At 60.1% G+C, this 20,212-nt stretch carries 17 protein-coding genes and 2 tRNA genes; 10 read left to right on the forward strand and 9 right to left on the reverse strand.

The window, feature by feature from the left end; genetic code table 11:
- The first annotated feature begins 28 nt into the window (after positions 1–28).
- Complete coding sequence (locus O6760_RS29010; protein ID WP_269583134.1) at positions 29–598, forward strand: TetR family transcriptional regulator; 570 nt, start codon at positions 29–31, stop codon at positions 596–598.
- Between the two features lie 753 nt (positions 599–1,351).
- Here the strand turns inward: O6760_RS29010 and O6760_RS29015 are convergent.
- The gene (locus O6760_RS29015) at positions 1,352–1,753 is read right to left on the reverse strand and encodes an SRPBCC family protein (protein ID WP_269583135.1); all 402 of its coding nucleotides are present in this window, start codon (positions 1,751–1,753) and stop codon (positions 1,352–1,354) included.
- Positions 1,754–1,963: 210 nt separating this feature from the next.
- Here O6760_RS29015 and O6760_RS29020 point away from each other — a divergent pair, with 210 nt between their 5' ends.
- From O6760_RS29020 to O6760_RS29030, 3 genes are all read left to right on the forward strand, one after another.
- Positions 1,964–2,728, forward strand: coding sequence for an SDR family NAD(P)-dependent oxidoreductase (locus O6760_RS29020; RefSeq protein WP_269583136.1), 765 nt, complete (start codon positions 1,964–1,966; stop codon positions 2,726–2,728).
- A gap of 107 nt (positions 2,729–2,835) precedes the next feature.
- Positions 2,836–3,306, forward strand: coding sequence for a MerR family transcriptional regulator (locus O6760_RS29025; RefSeq protein WP_269583137.1), 471 nt, complete (start codon positions 2,836–2,838; stop codon positions 3,304–3,306).
- Positions 3,307–3,508: 202 nt separating this feature from the next.
- The gene (locus O6760_RS29030; RefSeq protein WP_269583138.1) at positions 3,509–4,129 is read left to right on the forward strand and encodes a class I SAM-dependent methyltransferase; all 621 of its coding nucleotides are present in this window, start codon (positions 3,509–3,511) and stop codon (positions 4,127–4,129) included.
- Positions 4,130–4,308: 179 nt separating this feature from the next.
- Here O6760_RS29030 and O6760_RS29035 read toward each other — a convergent pair whose 3' ends face one another.
- From O6760_RS29035 to O6760_RS29050, 4 genes are all read right to left on the reverse strand, one after another.
- The gene (locus tag O6760_RS29035) at positions 4,309–4,776 is read right to left on the reverse strand and encodes a GNAT family N-acetyltransferase (protein ID WP_269583139.1); all 468 of its coding nucleotides are present in this window, start codon (positions 4,774–4,776) and stop codon (positions 4,309–4,311) included.
- A 176-nt stretch (positions 4,777–4,952) separates the two neighbouring features.
- Positions 4,953–5,846, reverse strand: coding sequence for a DUF4238 domain-containing protein (locus tag O6760_RS29040; protein ID WP_269583140.1), 894 nt, complete (start codon positions 5,844–5,846; stop codon positions 4,953–4,955).
- A gap of 161 nt (positions 5,847–6,007) precedes the next feature.
- Positions 6,008–7,102: a hypothetical protein gene (locus O6760_RS29045; RefSeq protein ID WP_269583141.1), complete on the reverse strand. Its 1,095-nt coding sequence runs from the start codon at positions 7,100–7,102 to the stop codon at positions 6,008–6,010.
- Positions 7,103–8,063: 961 nt separating this feature from the next.
- A tRNA-Gln gene (locus O6760_RS29050) sits at positions 8,064–8,138 on the reverse strand.
- Positions 8,139–8,501: 363 nt separating this feature from the next.
- Between O6760_RS29050 and O6760_RS29055 the strand changes: the two genes are divergently transcribed.
- Positions 8,502–8,578: transfer RNA gene (locus tag O6760_RS29055), tRNA-Pro, on the forward strand.
- Positions 8,579–8,634: 56 nt separating this feature from the next.
- On the opposite strand, the gene O6760_RS29060 is transcribed toward O6760_RS29055, so the two are convergent.
- Positions 8,635–9,813: an IS481 family transposase gene (locus O6760_RS29060; RefSeq protein WP_269583142.1), complete on the reverse strand. Its 1,179-nt coding sequence runs from the start codon at positions 9,811–9,813 to the stop codon at positions 8,635–8,637.
- Positions 9,814–10,125: 312 nt separating this feature from the next.
- Between O6760_RS29060 and O6760_RS29065 the strand changes: the two genes are divergently transcribed.
- Complete coding sequence (locus O6760_RS29065) at positions 10,126–10,941, forward strand: hypothetical protein (protein WP_269583143.1); 816 nt, start codon at positions 10,126–10,128, stop codon at positions 10,939–10,941.
- Between the two features lie 21 nt (positions 10,942–10,962).
- Here the strand turns inward: O6760_RS29065 and O6760_RS29070 are convergent, their stop codons facing one another.
- On the reverse strand, positions 10,963–11,919 hold the full coding sequence (locus O6760_RS29070) for a LacI family DNA-binding transcriptional regulator (RefSeq protein ID WP_269583144.1): 957 nt from the start codon (positions 11,917–11,919) through the stop codon (positions 10,963–10,965).
- A gap of 179 nt (positions 11,920–12,098) precedes the next feature.
- Between O6760_RS29070 and O6760_RS29075 the strand changes: the two genes are divergently transcribed.
- The 4 genes from O6760_RS29075 to O6760_RS29090 all read left to right on the forward strand — a co-directional run bounded on the left by O6760_RS29075 (position 12,099) and on the right by O6760_RS29090 (position 15,652).
- Complete coding sequence (locus tag O6760_RS29075) at positions 12,099–12,656, forward strand: gluconokinase (RefSeq protein WP_269583145.1); 558 nt, start codon at positions 12,099–12,101, stop codon at positions 12,654–12,656.
- 33 nt (positions 12,657–12,689) lie between these two features.
- Positions 12,690–13,712, forward strand: a complete 1,023-nt coding sequence (locus O6760_RS29080) for a TRAP transporter substrate-binding protein (RefSeq protein ID WP_269583146.1) — start codon at positions 12,690–12,692, stop codon at positions 13,710–13,712.
- Between the two features lie 72 nt (positions 13,713–13,784).
- Positions 13,785–14,336 carry a TRAP transporter small permease subunit gene (locus O6760_RS29085; protein WP_269583147.1) on the forward strand — a complete coding sequence of 184 codons (552 nt, stop codon included), beginning with the start codon at positions 13,785–13,787 and terminating at the stop codon, positions 14,334–14,336.
- Positions 14,337–14,389: 53 nt separating this feature from the next.
- Positions 14,390–15,652: a TRAP transporter large permease gene (locus O6760_RS29090; protein ID WP_269586374.1), complete on the forward strand. Its 1,263-nt coding sequence runs from the start codon at positions 14,390–14,392 to the stop codon at positions 15,650–15,652.
- Positions 15,653–15,784: 132 nt separating this feature from the next.
- Here the strand turns inward: O6760_RS29090 and dgoD are convergent, their stop codons facing one another.
- Positions 15,785–16,933: a galactonate dehydratase gene (gene dgoD, locus O6760_RS29095; RefSeq protein ID WP_269583148.1), complete on the reverse strand. Its 1,149-nt coding sequence runs from the start codon at positions 16,931–16,933 to the stop codon at positions 15,785–15,787.
- Between the two features lie 136 nt (positions 16,934–17,069).
- Positions 17,070–20,210 carry an efflux RND transporter permease subunit gene (locus tag O6760_RS29100; protein ID WP_269583149.1) on the reverse strand — a complete coding sequence of 1,047 codons (3,141 nt, stop codon included), beginning with the start codon at positions 20,208–20,210 and terminating at the stop codon, positions 17,070–17,072.
- Positions 20,211–20,212: the final 2 nt, after the last annotated feature.

Raw genomic sequence — 20,212 nt, forward strand, 5'->3', positions numbered from 1 at the left:
TAAACAAACATACGTTTATAAATAAATCATGGCAAGACCGAAGCGCATTTCCGACGAAATGGTCCTTGAGAGGCTGTTGCAAACGCTGGTGGAAACCGGTGCGGACGCGCTGACCTTTCAGCGCGCCTCGGCCGCTGCCGGCCTGTCGGCGGCAACGCTCGTTCAGCGCTTCGGCAGCCGTGAGAACATGATCGAGGCTGCGCTTCTGCTTGCCTGGGACAGGCTGGAGGCCGAGACACGCATGGCGGACGCGCATCTGCCGGCAACACCTGGTGGCGCAATATCCCTGCTGCTTCAGTTGACGCCGGCGGATACGAGCGGGAACGGCTTTGCAGACGGTCTGCTCCTGCTGCGTGAGGACTTCCGCAATCCAGTCCTGCGCGCCCGCGGCGCCGACTGGGGGCATTTCCTGGCCGGAGCACTTGGCCGCCGCCTGTCGGTATCCGAAGCGGAAGCCACCCGCCTCGGCTGGCAGATGGCCAGCCTCTGGCAGGGCGCATTGCTGTGGTGGGGATTTACCCGGGACGGCACGCCCGGGCAATCGGTACGGCACTTGCTGGAAGAGTGGTGCGCGGTGGCGGGGGTGCCCGCTTCCTGACGCAGAAAGGCCTGGGCGAAAAAAAGGGGGCGAAAAACAACAGGGAGCGAAAAACAAAAGGGTGCCGGCTTGCACCAGCACCCCCCTGTTTGGAGCAGGACACTTGTTTTGACGTCTCAACCCTTTCAGGCAGGCAGCCAAAGCGATCCTGATCTCCGGTGGCCTCGCCTCCCTCCGGGAGCCTTCGACCCGTGATCACGAAATCTGGCGGATCTCGATCTCACGCCGGTGCCACGGATAACCCGCCGTTACCGGAATACCGGGGCGCCATCTGCGGTGCGCAGCCGCCAGAAAGCGCATCCCATGCGGTTCCCCGAAAACCGAACATTCAGACTTACCCTTGGGCAAACCCAAAAGAACGGCCCGGGCATGGGCTACCGAGGCCCCAGCTTGGCGACCCGCTTACCATGGCGGAACCGATCTGGCTCAGTAGTTATTAAGATAATGCTCCTCCAACTACTTGATGTCTACTTCACCGTCTGCTTTTCAACATCTTCGGAAGCCACCCTGTTGAAAACATGTGAACACTTTCCAGACCCCAATTTTTCCATGTTCAAATTCAACAAGTTGTTAGATTTCAACGCAATTGTTTCCAGAACGGAAGAATGTCCGAACCTGTTGAACACCTGCAATTGCCTGCCCGAAATGCCATCAGCGTCGCCCGGAGCGAAACTGCTACATGAAATCGGCACGATCTTCAGGCAAGGACAGGCGGCACGCTCCCCCGGGCGTGCCGCCCTGACCGGGGACGGATCAGGCCTCCAGCAACGTCTTCAGCTCGGCAAGTTCGCCTGCAAGGATTCCCATCTGCTCCGTCAACGCACCTTCGAGCATTTCAAGCGGCACCGGCGGCGCCATCAGCACGAAGGAGTAGATCGCCCTGTCCTCGCCATCGGGCGTGACACGTGACCAGGCCGTGCCGACGGAACCGTCCGGGAATGTCAACTTCCAGTCGACCGTTCCGGTCTCGGCCTGTGTCCTCGTCTCGAGACCGATCTGGACCGCCCCGCCGCCCGTCACAAGGTCCGCCGATTTGCCGTCGGCCCGGCGGAAGGCGTTCGTCCATTTCGGCAGGTTCTCCGGCTTGGCGACATAGTCGAACACAATTCTTGCAGGCTGCGCGATGGACACCGACTGTACGTCATGCGTTTTCATTTGAAACTCCTTTTCTGGACGCGGCCCGGTCCATCCCGGCCGCATATCAGGTTGGAGGCGGTACGCCCGCAAGGTGTGACCAAGTTTCTTTCCAGCCGGTGCCACTTCCGGAAAATTTCGTCTTGACCCTGACACTAGCGGCAAGCCGCTAACGCTGTTCTTGCGCGCAGATTTGCGCGGTATTTCAACAGCAGAAAAGCAAGGTGAAGGATGACACAGGCAAATGCGTGGCAAGGCAGGGTGGCGCTTGTCACCGGAGGAAGTTCCGGCATCGGCAAGGCAATCGCCCTGGCGCTCGTGGCGTGCGGGGCAAAGGTTGTCATTACCGGTCGCGACCGGGCAAGGCTCGATGAAACGGCAAAGGGGTCCGACGCCATTGAAACGGTTCAGGCGGACAGCGCCGACCCCGCCCAAGCTGCCGCCACGGTCGGGGCAGCCGTCGGCCGCTGGGGCGGGTTGGACCTGCTTGTCAACAATGCCGGTGCGGGCAGGCCCGCGCCCATCGAAGCCTATGACGCGCAGGCGATTGCAGATGTCTGCGCGGTCAACATCGTTGCGCCGTCACTCCTGGTGAAGGAAGCCCTGCCGGCCTTGCGCAAGACAAAGGGCAGCATCGTCAATATCGGCACGGCCGTCAGCCGGAACGCGGCCCCTGCCCTGGCGCATTATGCCGCCACCAAGGCAGCGCTCGAGCACCTGACGCGCTCCTGGGCGATCGAACTTGCCGGCGACGGCATCCGGGTGAATGCGGTTTCTCCCGGTCCGGTCAAGAGCGGGGCCCTGACGGGCATGATGGGGCTTTCCCGGGAAATGGCCCAGGCGGTCGAAGACACCGAGGCGGCCCAGGTGCCGCTTGGACGGCGCGGTGTCACCGACGACCTTGTCCCCTGGATCCTGCGCCTCGGCAGCCCCGCCAATGAATGGCTCACCGGACAGATCATCACCGTGGACGGCGGCTGGTCGCAAAGATCCTGACCGGGCCCGGACCACATTTCGGCCCGTCCCTTGAATTCCGGTCTTGACCTTACCACTAGTGTCAAGGTGCCATGCTGCGCACCCAGTCGATGCGGAAAGGGACCGGAATGCAGATCAAGGAAGCGGCCGACAGGCTCGGGATCACCGAACGCATGTTGCGGCACTACGAGACGGCGGGCCTCATGGAGACCCGCCGTCTTGAAAACGGCTACCGCCGGTACAGCGAGGCCGACCTGCGCCGCGCCGGTCGCATCCGCGATCTCATCGCCACCGGCTTTTCCACCCGGGAAGTGCGCGCGATGGCGGCCTGCCTTGCCGACGAGGGCGACGGTCCCTGTGAAGACGGCATCCCCATGATGCTGAAGAAACTGGAGCATATCGACCGCCTGCGCGCCGATCTCGATGCCCGCCGCGAGGCCGTCCTGGAGCGCATTGCCGTCCTGCGGGAAGCGCTGTCAAAACCGGACCGCACCGGCCGGCCCGAGCCCCTCTCGCATGAGATCTCCCGTCCCGCTCATCCTCTGCAGGGCCGCGGTCGGGTTCCCGCCGGTGCCGCTCTCGGCGCCGACCGGCGCTGAGGTCACGGGTCTGCCCGGGGCCCGGGGCACCTGGCACCCGGACTCCAGGTACATTCGTCAGGGCCGTTTTTGTCCTGGCTCATGGCGTCACGGCGTGCGCACGGTGCATGTAACGCACAAGAGCAACAGGCTATGAACGCATAGCGGTGACCGAATTCCGTGCGGATTGCACCTCGACACTCTGCAAGGCAGGAGATGTTTCATGACGCAGGATCGTCGGACACACTGGGAGAAGGTCTACGAAGAAAAGGCCGAGGCCGAGTTGAGCTGGACCCAGGCTGATCCCGGGATCTCCCTTGAGCTCAGTGAAACCGCCGGCATTACCGGGGCTTCGTCCGTGATCGACGTTGGCGCCGGGACATCTCGTTTTGGCGCGCGGCTCATCCAGCGCGGAATTCATGATGTGACGGTGCTGGACATCTCGGAATTCGCAATCGAGAGAGCCCGCCGGGAGAGCGGAGAAGCGGGTGAAGCGATCACATGGATCGTCGCCGACATCACCACCTGGACGCCCAGCCGGACGTTCGATCTCTGGCACGACCGGGCCGTTTTCCATTTCCTCGTCGACCAAGGCGACCGCGCCGCCTACATCGCGCGGCTTCACCGCGCGCTCCGCCCAGGCGGACACGCGATCATCGCTACCTTTGCCCTCGACGGGCCCGACAAGTGCAGCGGCCTGCCCGTTGTGAGATATTCCCCTCAGACCCTCGGCGAGACATTGGGAGAAGAATTCAAACTCATTCAATCCCGCCTTGACGTGCACCGCACGCCCTGGGACAGCCCTCAGCCGTTCCAGTTCAGTCTGTTTGAACGGCGGAACTGAGGGCTACTCAAGGTGTGGAATCGAAGGTGGACTTTTGCCATCGTTGCGTTGAATGGCAATGACCTGTTTTAAGAACATTCAAGGTCCAGTTTAGGCGAAACCAGCCCTTGAGTTTGGCACGATGGAACCCAACAAACTTCGAGCCACCCACGCTTCGATCCCGTCGTGTCTGTGAGAATTCAACTTGGGCAAGGACGTTCCATGAAGCAATGAATGTCCGATTTCCCAATCTCAATGAAACCGTACCGGCGATAGAGTGCCCCCACCGGGTTCCAGTGCAAGTGTTCCAGCCTCACTGGCAGGGTGAGGCTGTCAGCAAGCCGCAGACAGTGCTGAAGTACTCTCGAACCTGTTCCCTGCCCCTGATATTCGGGAAACAAGTAAAACTCGCCAAACCGGACATGCTCATAGAAGACTTGAAAGGACACAGTACCAAGACGATTTTGCGCGTTCTTGATCTCAAAGTATGGTTTTTCCTGGTAGCGGCGGGAATGCAGGTTTCGCTGGAACTCCTCGTCCCAACCCCACTTCCTGGTTATGTACGGCCCCATCGCCGCGCGCTTCGCTTCGAAAGCAAAATCACTGTCAGCGGACGTGTATTTCAGCCTGGGAAATATCAGATCGGGTTGAAGGCTTGGAATGTTCATTTTTAGAGATTACTGCCGTCCAGGTGCGGTTCCAATCCGGCTATTCAATTGCGACCCGGTTTTTGTCTATTGCCGGCATTGAGCTCCGCTTGTCCGCCCCTATGCAATCCGGCCCGGCCGGAAAGATCAATGGGTGCCTTGTTCTACGTTATGCGAATCTTACTGCGCACTAAGATCTAAAGATCTTTCACAGTTAAATTATATATTTCTTCCCCCTCCTCCAGGCCATGGGGCTTGTACCACGCCCCCTCCAAATCATTCGGAGTAACCATAACCACAGATGACGAATATTTAACAAATAGACCATTGATCCGATTCATATCTTCTTGGCTCGCAATTATGATCTCATCTTCTTCATGATCATCAAATATTGCTACTAGCATACGCGGATGTATGACAACTCCGCAAAATGCATCACTCATTCGCTCCTTGCCTTTTGTATTGCTCAGCATGCTAGGATTCATGAAAAACGGTTGAGCCCCAAGAATGAAATTTGAGGCTTCATTGCTTGGAACCAGAAACGCAAAGCGTTTTGCAGAAAATTCACGAACACGCTCTTCAATATCTATTGTCACGAATTTTGAAACCATCTCCCCAATGAGCACTCGGTCTCTTCCCAGTTTCTCATAGGCAGCGTCCGGCAATCGTTTCCGATTGAGCCAACGTTTTATTCTGAAGAGGCCCCTAATGAACCTAGATATCGGTGCATTTGTGAGACGATCCAAGATCACCGGATTTCTTAGTACCGTTCGCACCACTAACCGTGCCAGGAACGCTCGCTGACTATCAGGTATTGGGACAATATCGGGATAGGCCCTCAGGATTTTCCGAACCTGAACTGGTGCCTCATTGTCAATTTCGGCTGCGAGCGCTTCTTCCGCGTGCATATCGCGATTTCCATTGACATCCCAATTCGCGTACAAATATTCGACATTATGCACAGATTTTGGATTCCTGGGCTCTAGTATTCCTTGATCATTTTTTTCCCAATAGATCACTTGTCCATTGTGATTTCCCCAAAACTGGATGATACCCCGCCCAACAAAATGGTTCTTTTTCTGCTTTGGCATAAGAAATTGTCTCCGCGTAGACGGAAAAATTCTGAACGCCTCAAGAGATGACTAGTAAATAGTCTTTTTCGCCAATCGAACTCGACCGTTCATTGCGCAGATTGTTCAAATCCTGCCTCTACATTCGATAATTGGAAGTTCAAGAAGTTTAAGGCAATTCGCTATTCCGCCTGATGAGCTATTATGCGCTTCTGAAGCCCGGCCTCTAACTTGATGCAGCACTGATACAGCTTGTGAATCTGCTCGCGCCGTGCATCAAATAAACCCTCATGTACCATATCCAAATCGTGGATGAGTCCTTCAAGTCGATTTAGCCATCGGGCAGTACTTGACCCTTTGTCTTTTCGGGCATCAAGGAACATGTCCTCGAAGGTGCCGAAACCGTGCACTGAAAAATGGCGCTTGCCACCTATTTCTTGCGCAATCATCATGTCACCGATCGCAGCCTGCCAATCCCTATAAATATAGGCTTCCTTTATTCCGAAAATTACCGCTGCCTGCTTTGCGGTGGCGGACACGAGACTTTCAGGAATATCAACACTTGCCTTGCTCCGGATAATTTCGGCGCATTGCTCAGCTAGTTCGCATTGATCATTTTCTGACAGATCCCGTGGACTAAGCACTTCCTTGGCCGCCAGATAAGCTGCTCGCTTGCTGTCAATCAAACTTGCAATACGAGTCTTTGCTTCGCCATCGATGGATGACACGTGCCATAGCACTGTGAGCTCTTCAAGACGTTGAAGCTCAACATGAGCGCCATCTGCAAGTGCCCCCTCAAACTCAGTTATCGCCTGCATTTCGATAGAGGCCGCTGCTTGCTGCGGATCGAGGTAGCTGCGCTCGCGTCGTATTGCTCTGATCCAACCAAGAACGCAAGCGATCCGATATAGTGTACTTATCCGTTTGTATTCAAGAAAAGGAATTTCAGGAGCGCTCGCCAGAAGATAACTAGCTTGCTTCTTCTCAACAATTTCCTGGAGACGGTATTTTAGGCTAGTCACGGCGTCCTTGAGCGGATCTGAGTACAGACGCACTAGATCTAAATGCGCTTCTCTCGCACTATTTTTCTTGTCTGCAAGTTCTTCAAAACGTTTTCTCCTTGCTAAATATATCGCCATTACTACGTCGCGCGCAACTAGGCCAACTATCACTCCCGAAAGGGCCAAAAGGGTGGAAACGACTCGCGGAGAGACCCATAGCCCTGCAACTGATGCAACGCCGGCTACATTCACTGAATTGTCTACCACCGTACTCACACCGCGCCCCCTACAATCGATCGAAGGTGACAGTGCTACAAAAAGATTGCATCCCGCAAGGTATGCTCTGCTAACGTGTCGAATAGGAAGCGCCGGTTTCTAGGGCTTCATTAGTGCACTTCCACATCGGCTTGGTAAAATGAGGCATTATGCGAACGTGTAACGCGTAAGAACACATGGCTTAAAGGACGTTTCCGGGATTAGGTGGGAATAAGCGGTTCTTGGCGGTTTTCTAAGGATTTAGGCATGGAAAAGCGAAACGGGCTGCGCAACTTCACTTGGCGCACCGAACCACGAAAACCCGTCTCGCGATCTGTGCCATTTGAAAAAGAGCAATGAATTCAACCATCGCGCAATTTCGAGGTAGCAACTTTTTCCGGCTTTTGGCCGCGAGTTGCTACCTTGGGAAAATCAGCAGAAACTAGGGGCAAAACGAGGAAAGGTCCTGAATTTGGCGTTTGCCGAGGTAGCAACTTTCAAGATGGCATGACGGGCTGTTTCAAAAGGCTTCAAAGCGGACTTTCGAGTTTCCTCGCAGGAACGGCAGCAGTGCGGACAAAGTGAGATTTGGCTGCGCTTGCGCCAATGGCCGCTTTCGAATCGGTGCTTCAATTGTTTCAAACGCTCATAGGACCCTTTAAACTACCGACGCGGGCACGCTGTCTGCCACGTCGCAAAACCCCAACTCACAATGACGGAATTGGGCAACTGACTTTCGCACCAGTACAAGTCCTTGATTTTGCGTCACCCAAAGGCGCGTTGCATAAGTCATAACTTTTGCACCAAAGAGGACGTTCGTTTTCAGCGCAGCACCGGTCAAAGTGGGCTCGGAGCAGACCTTTGCCGCAATTGAAACGAACGGCAGAAACCGTGTTGTTCAGATCATTCCATATACCACATTATGCGAGTCCAGCGGCTGGACGCCAAAAGAGATTTTAAAAAAGAATAGGAAAGGAAACACTGGCTGGGGTGGCAGGATTCGAACCTGCGCATGGCGGTACCAAAAACCGCTGCCTTACCGCTTGGCTACACCCCAAGGCCGTGGAGACGCTGTATAGCGAGACAGTTCGGCAAGCGCAAGAGCCTCCACGGGCAATCTCTTCGCCGCCTGGACAGGTTTTCCCCAGCAAGACGTCGGGCGGTCCCCGGCCGCCAGTCACCCGCCACGCTTTCCGGATCGCGCCGGCTCGCGGTCCGGCCGATGCGGCCCTCATCAACCTCGCTGATTTGCCGGGATTCCGGCCTATCTTCCTGAGGATGTTCACAGTTTCAAAAAAAAACCGTTCGGCGCGCCAAATCGCTTGCGGGAACAGGTGAGCTTTGCTAAATGAGCCTCCACGCAGCGCGGGCATGCCCCGCTGTTCCCGATGGATCTCTTCTTGAAGGTCCAACAAAGTGTCGGAGTGTAGCGCAGCCTGGTAGCGCACCTCGTTCGGGACGAGGGGGTCGGAGGTTCGAATCCTCTCACTCCGACCATTTTTTCTTCTGTCCGATCCGGAGACATAGGTAACAGTTTGTACCGGAGACATGGGTTACAACCTCGCGCCGAACGGGTTGTCGATTGTCTGTAGTGTTCTCTGCTCCAGGTCGATGTATCCCAGATCATAGCTCATGAAGCTGATCAGCCAAATTCCCTCTTCCACTTCCTTGATCCCGAGTTTCTGACCGGCCAGAACGGTCGAGACGTTGATCTTCTTGCGATGCATGCAGATTCGTCCGCATGCGGTGACCAGGGCGTCCCTGTCATGGAAGGGGTAGTCCAGGTCCGGCAGGCCCTGATATTGCCTTGATGAGGCTGTGTAGACTTCCGCCGGTGTCTTCATTCTGAGCGCTTCATGAGGTCGTTCCTCGTTGAATTCCTTCATGAAGGCATCGAACTTGGCCTGCTGCTGAAGGCTGTTCATGCCTGGCGGTCGGGTGGCCTCCTTCTTCAAGGTCAGATGCATGCGTTCGTGCCGGCCGTTTTGCTGCGGGTGGCCTGGCTTGATACGCTCGATGCCGATCCCCAGACGCAGCCACCACACCGACAGCTTTGACAAGTTGTAGAGCCCGTTTGGCGATGCGAACGGCAAGCCGTTGTCCGTGCGGATCGCCGACGGCAAGCCGCGCTCTTTGAACAGGGCGAGGAAGGCGTCCATGACCGGCGTTTCCTTCGTTGAGTCAAAGGCCTCGCAGCTCAGCAGAAAACGGGACGCGTGGTCGGTGACCGTCAAAGGGTAACAGTAGTGCCGGTTGCCCAGCTTGAACTCTCCCTTGAAATCCGCTGCCCAGAGATCGTTGGGGGCAAGACCAGCCGAAAGAGGCGTGCCTGCGGCCTTGTTGGCGCGCCGCCTCTTGCGGGCTCTGCTGACAAGGCCGTGCCGGTCAAGAACCGCATGCACCGTGCTTTGTGCCGGGATACGCACATCGCCGGCCAGCTTCCTGACCAGCACCTCCCGGATCTTGCGCGCGCCCCAGTGCGGCTTCTCCTGCCGTGTCGAGACAATCAGGCGCTCAACCTGCTCGGGAAGCTGGTTGGCGTAGCGAACCGGCCGGCGCGACCGGTCGCACAACGCTTCCATCCCATCGCGTCGATAACGGTTCCAGATCTTGTAACCAGTCTTGCGCGAGATGCCGAACTCACGGCAAACCGCACTCATGCCCTCGCCATCCAACAGACGGGCGATGAAACGAAGACGTTCCTCCACTTTGGACACCTCTTGCCACGGCATCGACACCTCCCGAAAAACGGAAAGTGTTACCTATGTGTCCGGAACGTTTTGTCACCTATGTCTCAGGTCGGGCATTCAGCTCTCATAAGCCGTCGATGTCGCCGGGATGGTGTTTCCCGGGACAAAATCCTCACCCCTGTTTCGGCAGCTTCCAAGTCCTGCCGGACCGGAATGAGGGGGCTCTTTTATTGTGCCCGGGCAGCCTTTCCCCTTACGTCAACACGGTTTCCTTCGGTTTTGCATATCGTGGTAGGCTCGCTGACCGGGCATGGGGTTCTTGAAGCACGGCACTCGTCAGAAATGGGAGCCTCGATGAACAACCGCCGGAACACACCAAAGCCCCGCTACCTGACAATCCCGGTATGTGCCGCGGCAATGCTGCTTGCGTCGTCCCAATGCGGATCCGCGCAGGATGGCTACCTGTTCGGGAGCGACACACCGGGAGCGACAACCGATACGACCGGTTTTGGAATTGCCGGCAAGCGGGCGGAGAGCGACAGGTCCGCGCCAGGCACCGAAGGCATCGGCGACTACGCCATGTTTCTCGGCCGGCTTTCCATCGTGAAGCCGGAACAGGACACCGGCGGGCTCTGGACCGTCTTCCGGATGACCCGGCTGATCTGCAATTCCCTTTACCAGGGCAGGAACACGCTCCTTGAGGTCACACCGAAAGGGTTCTTCATTGCGCGCAGCGACGTGCACGCGCTCGGCTTTGCCGGGAAAAACTGGCACCAGGACCGCTACGCACTCTCCGTGACCGGCGACAGCGAAACGGACGCGGCAGGAGGGCACCCGTTCTGGGAAGTCAATTACGACGAAAGCGGGCGCCTGACCTCCTGCGGGGTCACTGTTGAACTCAGACAGGACCCGGAAACAGCCCCCTCTGGCACGGATCACCGGGCAGAGGCGATCCAGCTCCTTTATATCGGCGTACCGCAGCTTTTCTCCGCCATCCTCACCGAACCGCGCTTTGCCGGCATGTCGCCACTCGCCCCCTCCGAAGTCATCGAGATGGCAGTCCCTTGCAACGGCGCCTGGTGCCGGATCTCGACCGTCTACGACTTGCGCCCGGGAAAATGGTTTGTCTCGTCCAGGATCCTGTTCACACCACCGCCGAAGGCGGACTGACATCCGGTCGCCCGCCCCCGCCTACCCGGCCCGCGCCGTGCTCCCCCGTGCGATCACCTCGTAGCCAAGATCGACCACTGCCTCTTCCGGCTCGATCCCGGCCAGCGCGCCCGTCAGCATGCGCAAGGCGTCGCGGCCCATGTCGAGGCGGAAGGTGCGCACGGAGGTGACCGGCGGGTTTGCCGCGGCCATCATCTCCAGATCGTTGAAGCCGCAGATGCCGATGTCCCGGGGGATCTGAAGACCCCGGCGCTGGCATTCGAACAGGGCACCAAGCGCCAGGTCGTCATTGTTGCACAGGATGGCGTCGGTCTCCGGCGCCTTCGACAAAAGATCGGCAACGAGCTCGCAGCCGAGCGTGACGGTGGAGGCCCGCGGCGTGGTCACGATGCGCAGTGGATCGTAAACGCCGGCTCGTTCCGCCTCGGCCCTGAACCCGGCCAGCCGCCGCTGGCTGCGCGGGTCGAGCCGGGCCGCGATATAACCCGGACGCTCATACCCCGCCGCCAGGAGATGGCGCGTTGCCGCCGCGGAGGCGTCCCCATGGGAAAAGCCGACCATCATGTCGAACGGATCCGGTCCGCATTCCATGATCTGGACGATGCGGCAATCCGCTCCCATCAACAGTCTGGAGGTTTCGTCCGACTGGTCGATGCCGGACAGGATCAGACCGGCCGGGCGCTGGCTCAGGAACGTCCGGACTAGACCTTCCTCCTCCAGCGGAGAATAGCGTGAATTGCCGAGCTGGATCTGCCATTTCGAGCCTTCCGCCACCTCGTAGATGCCGCGCATGACGTCGGAAAAGACGTTGTTGGTGACCGATGGAACGATCACGCCGATGACATTCGTCTTGCCCGTCGCCAGCGCGCTTGCGGCAGGGTCCGGCACGTAGCCGAGCCGGTCGACCACCGCACGGATTTTCACCAGCGTCTTTGCAGACACCTTGTCCGGATCGCGCAGCGCCCGCGAAACAGTCATAGCGCTAACACCGGCCTCTCGTGCCACATCGGAAATTGTCGTCTTCAAATTATCCAACCATTACAGTAATTTATATAGATTCTATCCATTTCCAGAATGATAGACCAGAAAAAAATGTTTGACAAATGTTAGCGCTACCATTTTTATAACGACAACAAAGACACCAATCGGGGAGCGACATGCAGGGTGAATTGCCACAAGCCGTGAGTGAAACCGCGATCATCGTCATGGGCGTGTGCGGAGCCGGCAAAAGCCGTTTGGCAAGGAACCTCTCCGACCGTCTCGGCGTGGGCATGGTCGAGGCTGACGACTTTCACAGCCCGGAAAACAAGCGCAAGATGGCGGCCGGCGAAGCGCTCAACGATGCCGACCGCATGCCCTGGCTGGACGCGGTCGCCATGGCGGCCCGGCTTCAGCTCTATTGCACCGGAGGCGCCGTCGTTGCCTGCTCCAGCCTGAAACGCATCTACCGGGACCGGCTGCGGGCGTCGCTGCCAGCGTGCCGCTTCATTCATCTGTCCGGCCCGCGCGCGCTGATCGCGGAGCGGCTCGCCAACCGCCAGGGCCATTTTGTGGGCGAGACCCTGCTCGACAGCCAGCTGGCGACCCTGGAACCGCTCGAAGCCGGCGAACCCGGCTTCACCCTCGAGATTTCCAGCCCTGTCGACGAACTGGTCGACCGCGCCCTGGAAGAACTGCGGCAAGCCCCGCCGCAGATTGAAACCATCGCGTCCTGAAACCCGCGATGCCACACCAAACGGGAGGAAAGAATGCTTAAACATCTGACCAGGACCACCCTCGCCGCCCTCGCTGCGGGCATGCTCGCCACAACGGCCATGGCCGCGGACTATTCGTTCCGCTTCCAGTCTTCGGACCCGGCGGGCAACCCGAACTTCGAACTCCAGCAGGGCTGGACGGAAGCCGTCAAGGAAAAGACCGGCGGCCGGATCGAGATCGAGCTGCTGCCGGTGGAATCCATCGTTGCCCATAACGAGACCCAGGACGCGATCGCGTCCGGCATTCTCGACGGCCACATCACGGACACGTCCTATTTCGCGGGCAAGGATCCGGCCTTCGGCCTGATCGCAAACCCGGTCGGCGCCTGGTCGTCCCCGGACGAGATGTTCGCCTTCATGGCCGATGGCGGCGGCAAGGAACTGATGAACGAACTGGTCGAGCCCTATGGCCTGCATTTCATCGGCGCCACCACGCCGGGCCTGGAAGCCTTCGTCTCGAAGGTGCCGCTCAACGGCGTCGATGACCTGAAGGGCCTGAAGATGCGCGCGCCGGAAGGCCTCGTGCAGCAGGTGTTCGCCGCGGCCGGCGCCGCACCGGTGAACCTGCCGGGCTCGGAAGTCTTCACCGCGCTGGACAAGGGCGTGATCGATGCCGCCGACTACACGGTGTTCTCGACCAACCATGCCCAGGGCATGCACAAGGTCGCGCCGAACCCGGTCTATCCGGGCTTCCATTCCATGCCGCTCGTGGAAATTTCCATGAACAAGGCCAAGTGGGACGAACTGCCGGCAGACCTGCAGACCGCGCTTGAAGAGAGCGTCGCAACATTTGCCAAGGCCCAGGTGGCCGCGCTTGCGGAGCGCGACATGCAAGCCGTCGAGGAAGCCAAGGCCGGCGGTGAGATCACCGTGACCGACTGGTCCGCGGACGAGCGCGCCAAGTTCCGCACCATCGCCACCGGCGAATGGGCCAAGGTCGCCGAACGGTCCGACAATGCCCAGAAGGTCTACGACGTCCTGACCGGCTACCTCAAAGAAAACGGCCTGATGAAGTAAGCTGCCCCAAAGGCAGCGATTCAACGGGCGCCTGCGGGCGCCCGTTTTTTGAGGAACGAACGGGAGGACACCGTGGCGGAACGAGAAGACGGACCAGAGGAAAAGACGGATCCCGGCGCCATCGCCGAAGCGGGCGTGCTCGGGCGCTGGATCAACAGGGGCGGATTGCTGTTTGCCGGGGGCATCGTCCTGTCGATGGTGATCCTGCTCAACGAGGTGGTGCTGCGCTACGCCTTCAACGCGCCGACCATCTGGGCACACGAGACCACGATCTTCCTGTGCGGCATGGCGTTTCTCTATGGCGGGCTCTATTGCACCGCGCGCGACCGGCATATCCGGGTCGTGCTGATCTACGACAACCTTCCGCCCTCCCTGCGGCGGATCTTCGATGTCGCAATCTCGCTCATCTGCATGGCCGCCAGCGCATTCTTTGCCTGGGCGTCCTGGCTGATGGTGCAAAAGGCCGCCTTCCGGCCCGACGGCAGTTTCCGCCTGGAACGCTCCGGCAGCGCCTGGGATCCCGTCTATCCGGGCCTGATCAAGGTCTTCCTGCTGGTCGTCATGGCCGTCATGGCCGTGCAGTTCCTGATCCTCGCCTATAACTACGCCAGGGGGCGCAAGTGATAGATTTCTTCGGCTCGCTGCAGTCCCTCGGCATCGAGGGCGGCACCCTGCTCATGTTCGCGATGCTGCTGGCCCTGCTGGTCTCCGGCATCCCGCTCGCCTTCGTCACGCTGCTGGTTGCGCTGATCTTCGCCCTCGGCTGGTTCGGCCCCATGGTCGTGCCGCTGATCACCAGCCGGGTCTACTCCTTCGTTGGCTCCTTCGTCTTCGTCTCCGTGCCCATGTTCGTGCTGATGGCGGCGATCCTCGACCGGTCCGGCATCGCCCGGGACCTGTTCGACGCCATGAAGCTGGTCGGTGGCCGCCTGCGCGGCGGTGTCGCCATCCAGACCATCGTCGTGGCCGTCATCCTGGCCGCCATGAGCGGCATCATCGGCGGCGAGGTCGTCCTGCTCGGACTGGTGGCCCTGCCGCAGATGCTGCGGCTCGGCTACGACAAGCACCTGGCAATCGGCGTCGTCTGCGCCGGTGGCGCGCTCGGCACCATGGTGCCACCGTCGATCGTGCTGATCATCTACGGCCTGACCGCCAATGTCTCGGTCGGCGATCTCTTCACCGCAGCCTTCGTGCCGGGCCTGATGCTGGCCGGCTTCTATGTCGCCTATGTGCTGATCCGGGCCTATCTCAACCCCAGGATCGCTCCGGTGCCGGAGGGCGACCCGGTGCCGCTGGAGGAAAAGCTCCGCCTGCTCAAGGGCCTGGTCCTGCCGCTCATGGTGGTCGCGGGCGTGCTTGGCTCGATCTATGGCGGCGTTGCCAGCGTGACCGAGGCCTCCGCCGTCGGTGTGGCCGGCGTGCTGCTGTCGACCGTGGTGCGCGGCGAATTCTCGCTCGGCCTGCTCAAGGGCGCCGCCCTGCAAACACTTCAGACCGTCGGCATGATCGTCTGGATCGGCATCGGCGCCAGCGCGCTGGTCGGCGTCTTCAACCTGATGGGCGGCATCAAGTTCGTCTCCACGCTGATCTCAGGCATCTCGGACAATCCGACCATCATCCTGCTGTTCATGATGCTGATCCTGTTCGTGCTCGGCATGTTCCTGGACTGGGTCGGGATCGCGCTTCTGACGATGCCGATCTTCGTGCCGATCATCAGGGATCTGGGCTATGACCCGGTCTGGTTCGGCGTGCTGTTCTGCATGAACATGCAGGTGTCGTTCCTGTCGCCGCCGTTTGGCCCAGCCGCGTTTTACCTGAAAAGCGTAGCCCCACCGGACATTACCCTGGCGACGATCTTCCGCTCGCTTCTGCCCTTCATTGCGCTGCAGATACTGGCGGTCGGAATCCTTCTGTTCTTTCCAGGCATCACGGGCCGGTAAGGAGAGAAACAGCAAAAAGCATAACCGCCCGTGGCGACACGGGCGGTTTTTTCAACAGCCTTTCAGCAGTCGCTCCGGCCAAGCGCGCTCAAAACCTGCATGACGTCTGAAGAATGTTAGACGGTCCGGCCCTCACCATTCGGCGACGCTGCCGTCTTCGTGACGCCAGACAGGATTGCGCCAGCGATGCCCTTCACGTGCCCGTGCCTTCACGTAGTCCTCGTTGATTTCCATACCGAGGCCGGCTCCTTGCGGAATGGCAACATAGCCGTCGTCAAAGGAGAACACCTCGGGGTTTTGAAGGTAATCCAGGAGATCGTTCGTCTTGTTGTAATGAATTCCCAGACTTTGCTCCTGGATGACCGCGTTGTAGGCAACCGCATCCAGCTGCAGGCAGGCCGCAAGCGCGATGGGACCGAGAGGACAGTGAGGCGCCAGACCGACATCATAGGCTTCCGCCATCGCCGCGATCTTCCGGCATTCGGTGATGCCGCCGGCATGTGACAGGTCGGGCTGGATAATGTCGACGCAGCCACCGGCCAGGATGTCCTTGTAGTCCCAACGCGAATAAAGCCGTTCTCCGAGCGCAATTGGTGTCGAGCAATGCCCGGAGATCTCCCTCAGGGCTTCGTGGTTTTCCGACAGGACCGGTTCTTCCAGAAACATCAACCTGTAGGGCTCGAGTTCCCTGGCAAGAACCTTGGCCATCGGCTTGTGCACCCGGCCGTGAAAATCCACCCCGATGCCGATATCCGGCCCGACAGCTTCCCGAACGGCGGCGACAGCGGCAACCGCTTTGTCTATCTTGGCGTTGCTGTCCAGAAACTGCATTTCCTCGCAGCCGTTCATCTTGAGCGCCTTGAAACCGCTTGCGACCAGGGCGCGCGCTTTTTCGGCCGTTTCCGAGGGCCGGTCTCCTCCGACCCAGGAATAGACCTTGATCCTGTCCCGCAGCTGGCCGCCAAGCAGCGCATGGACGGGTTGGCCGAGCGCCTTTCCCTTGATGTCCCACAGTGCCTGATCGATCCCGGCAATCGCGCTCATGTGGATGGCGCCGCCGCGATAAAACCCGCCCCGGTAAAGCACCGTCCAGTGGTCCTCGATCAGAAAAGGGTCCTTTCCGATCAGGTAATCAGACATTTCATGGACCGCTGCCTCGGTCGTATGCGCCCGGCCTTCGACCACCGGCTCCCCCCAGCCGCAGAGCCCCTCGTCCGTTTCGATTTTCAGAAACAGCCAGCGCGGCGGCACGATGTAGGTGGTGAATTTGGTTATTTTCATCGATAGACCTTCCAGGAAGACAACAGCGGCCATGACGGAATAGCCGCCGGGATCCTGACATCCCCGCAGCTGTTTGCCCACCGCCTTTCCGGGCCATCGCCGGGCGCGAATGCCAAGGCTAGCCGCGCCGGCAGCCCTATTCCCCGGGCTGCTCCAGCGAACGGGCGGCGTCCATCTCATTGTGGAGCCGTTCCTCTTCCCTGGCCGCCGGCGTGATGAACCGGCCGAGCAGCAGATAGGCCACCGGGGTCAGGAACAGGGTCGACAGGGTTGCCAGGCCCAGGCCGCCGACAATGACATAGCCGAGCGCGATGCGGGCTTCCGCGCCGGCACCGCTGGCCATGATCAGCGGCACGCCGCCGACGATGGTGCAGATCATGGTCATCATCACGGGCCTGAGCCGGATATTGGCGGCGTTCTCGATCGCCTCGCGCACACCCTGGCCGCGGTCCCGCAACTGGTTGGCAAACTCGACGATCAGGATGCCGTTCTTGGCCATGATGCCGACCAGCAGCACCAGTCCGATCTGGGAATAGACGTTGAGGGTCGTGCCCGTCAGAAGCATGGCGAACACGGCGCAGGCCAGTCCAAGCGGGACAGTCGCCATGATGATGACGGCGCTGACGAAGCTCTCGAACTGGGCCGCCAGAACCAGCAGGATGATGACGATGGCAAACCCGAAGGTCCGTGCCATGGATGAGGATTGCTCGCCCAGCGTCGCCGTTTCCGCAAGCGGGACGATCCGCGCGCCCGGCGGCAGCAGCGGCTCGGCAATTCTCTGGGCCTCGGCATAGGCACTGCCGAGCGCGAAATCCGGGGCAAGCGCGGAGGTCACGGCAACCGCACGCATCTGGTGTTCACGCTCGAGTGCCGGCGGAACGGCGATTTCCTTCAGGCTGGCAATGGTCGACACCGGCACGAAGCGCCCGTCCCCGGTCTTGATGAAGATATTCTCCATGTCCGTGGGGTCGTTGATGGGGTTGGTGGTCGACACGAATTTCACATCATAAGCCTGGTCGTTGATGAAGACCTGGCCGATCTTGCGCCCGTCCAGCATGGCCTGCATCGCGCTTCCCAGACCGTTGATGTCGATGCCGAGATCCGAGGCCCGCTCGCGATCGACGGAAACCGACAGCTGTGGCTGGGTCGCCTCGCTCGACAGCCGCACCTGACGGAAACGCGGATCCTTTTCCATTTCCGCGATGATCTTCTCGGCCGCGTCCCCAAGGTCCGCGTAGGCGTTGCTGCCGGCCACGGCGAATTGGAGCCCCGAGCCCGCGCCGCGAATGCCGAGACTGTTGGGCTGGAAGGCAAAGGCCCGCACGCCGGGAACGCCCCGCACCAGTCCGTTCACTTCGGCCAGGATCGTCTGCTGCGAGCGTGTGCGCTCTTCCCAGGGCGCCAGGCGCATCACCATGAAGCCGGTGTTCTTGGAACCACGCGCGCCCGCGATGGAAAAGATGCTGGTGACTTCACCGGACTCCCGGTAGGGCTCCAGCAATCCCTCGATCCCCCGCATCTGCTGGGACAGATAGTCCAGGCTGACGCCCTGCGGCGCGGAAATCCGGAGGAACGCGAGCGAGCGGTCCTCGGACGGTGTGAGTTCGGATTTCAGCGTCCCGAACAGGACACCGGCCGTCGCGGCGAAGAGAACCGAAATCACCACCACAACGATGGGCGCGTCGAGGCACCAGTGAAGACAGCGCCCGTAGAGGCCGCCAAGCAGCCGTCCCAGGCTGCCGACGGGTCCGCTGTGGCCGTTGGTGCCACTTCCCTTGTCTGACCCATTGCCTGATTTCAGGATACGGGAGGCCAGCATCGGGCATAGCGACAGGGCGACGATCGAGGACAGGAACACGGCAATCGCCAGGACGAAGCCGAATTCCCGGAACAGGCCACCGGTCTGCCCCGGCAGGAAGGACAGGGGCACGAACACCGCGATCAAGGTGGCGGTCGTCGCCAGAACCGCGAAGAACACTTCCTCCGTGCCGAGCACGGCGGCCGCGCGCGGGCCGATGCCCTCGTTGCGGCGGCGGACGATGTTCTCCAGAACCACGATGGCGTCATCGACCACAAGCCCCGTCGCCAGCACCAGCGCCAGCAGGGTCAGGATGTTGATCGAGAAGCCGGCGAGATAGATCGCCGCCAAAGTGCCGATCAGGGCAACAGGCAGCGACACGCCGGGAATGATGGTCGCGCGCCAGTCCCACAGGAAGATGTAGATGATCAGCAGCACGATGCTGACCGCGATGCCGAGCGCAATTTCAACTTCGTGGATGGCGCCGTTGATGAAGATGGCGTCGTCGCTGGTCACCTCGATGGTCGTGCCGGCGGGCAAGGTTTCCTGAATGCGTTCCGCCGCCGCCCGCACGCCCTGGGAAATCTCGAGCGTGTTCGACTGGGCCGAGCGGATGACGCCGAGGCCGATGCCCGACTTGCCGTTTGCCCGCAGCTGGGTCTGGCCGAGATCCGGGCCGAGCGTGACGGTCACGAAGTCCCTCAGCCGGGCCCGGCGGTTGATGATGATGTTCTCGAAGGCTTCGGGAGAGTTGACGGCAGCCGTCGCCCGCACGATCAGGTCCTGGGTCTGGCTGGTCAGCGAGCCGGCCGGCGTGTCGAAGGCCATGGAAGACAGCGCATTGGCCACGTCGGCGATGGTCAGGTTCAGGCTGGCCATCTTGGCCTGGTCGATATCGATCCGGAAGATCTTCTCCCGGTCGCCATAGACCTGGACATCAGCGACGCCCGGCACCGCGGCAAGGCTGTCCGTGACCTGTTCCTCCACCAGCACGGTCATGTCCTCGACCGTCATGCGATCCGAGGTCAGAGCCAGCCGGACGACCGGCTGCGCATTGGCGTCCGCCTTGATGATCCGCGAGGGGTCCGCGTCCTCCGGCATGTCGTTGAGGATGCGCCCGAGGGCGTCGCGCATGTCCGACGCGGCCACGTCCAGATCAACGTCGTCGGAGAATTCGACCACCACGCGGCTGCGCCCGAACGAGGACGACGAGGAGATCGCCTTGACGCCGGATACCCGCGCCACGGCCCCCTCGATGAGGCCGGTGACCTCACGGTCAATGGTCTCCGCGGACGCGGAACGGTAGTCCGTGCTCACCGTAATGACGGGACGGTCCACATCCGGCAGTTCGCGCACTTCAACCCCGAATATGGCCGCGACGCCGGCGACCACGATCAGCATGTTGATCACGAAGGCCAAGACGGGCCGGCGGACAAACAGTCCGGTAAAGCCGAGATCCTTCAGACGGTCCATCTTCATGG

It is taken from the genome of Roseibium sp. Sym1, assembly GCF_027359675.1.
GTDB lineage: Bacteria > Pseudomonadota > Alphaproteobacteria > Rhizobiales > Stappiaceae > Roseibium.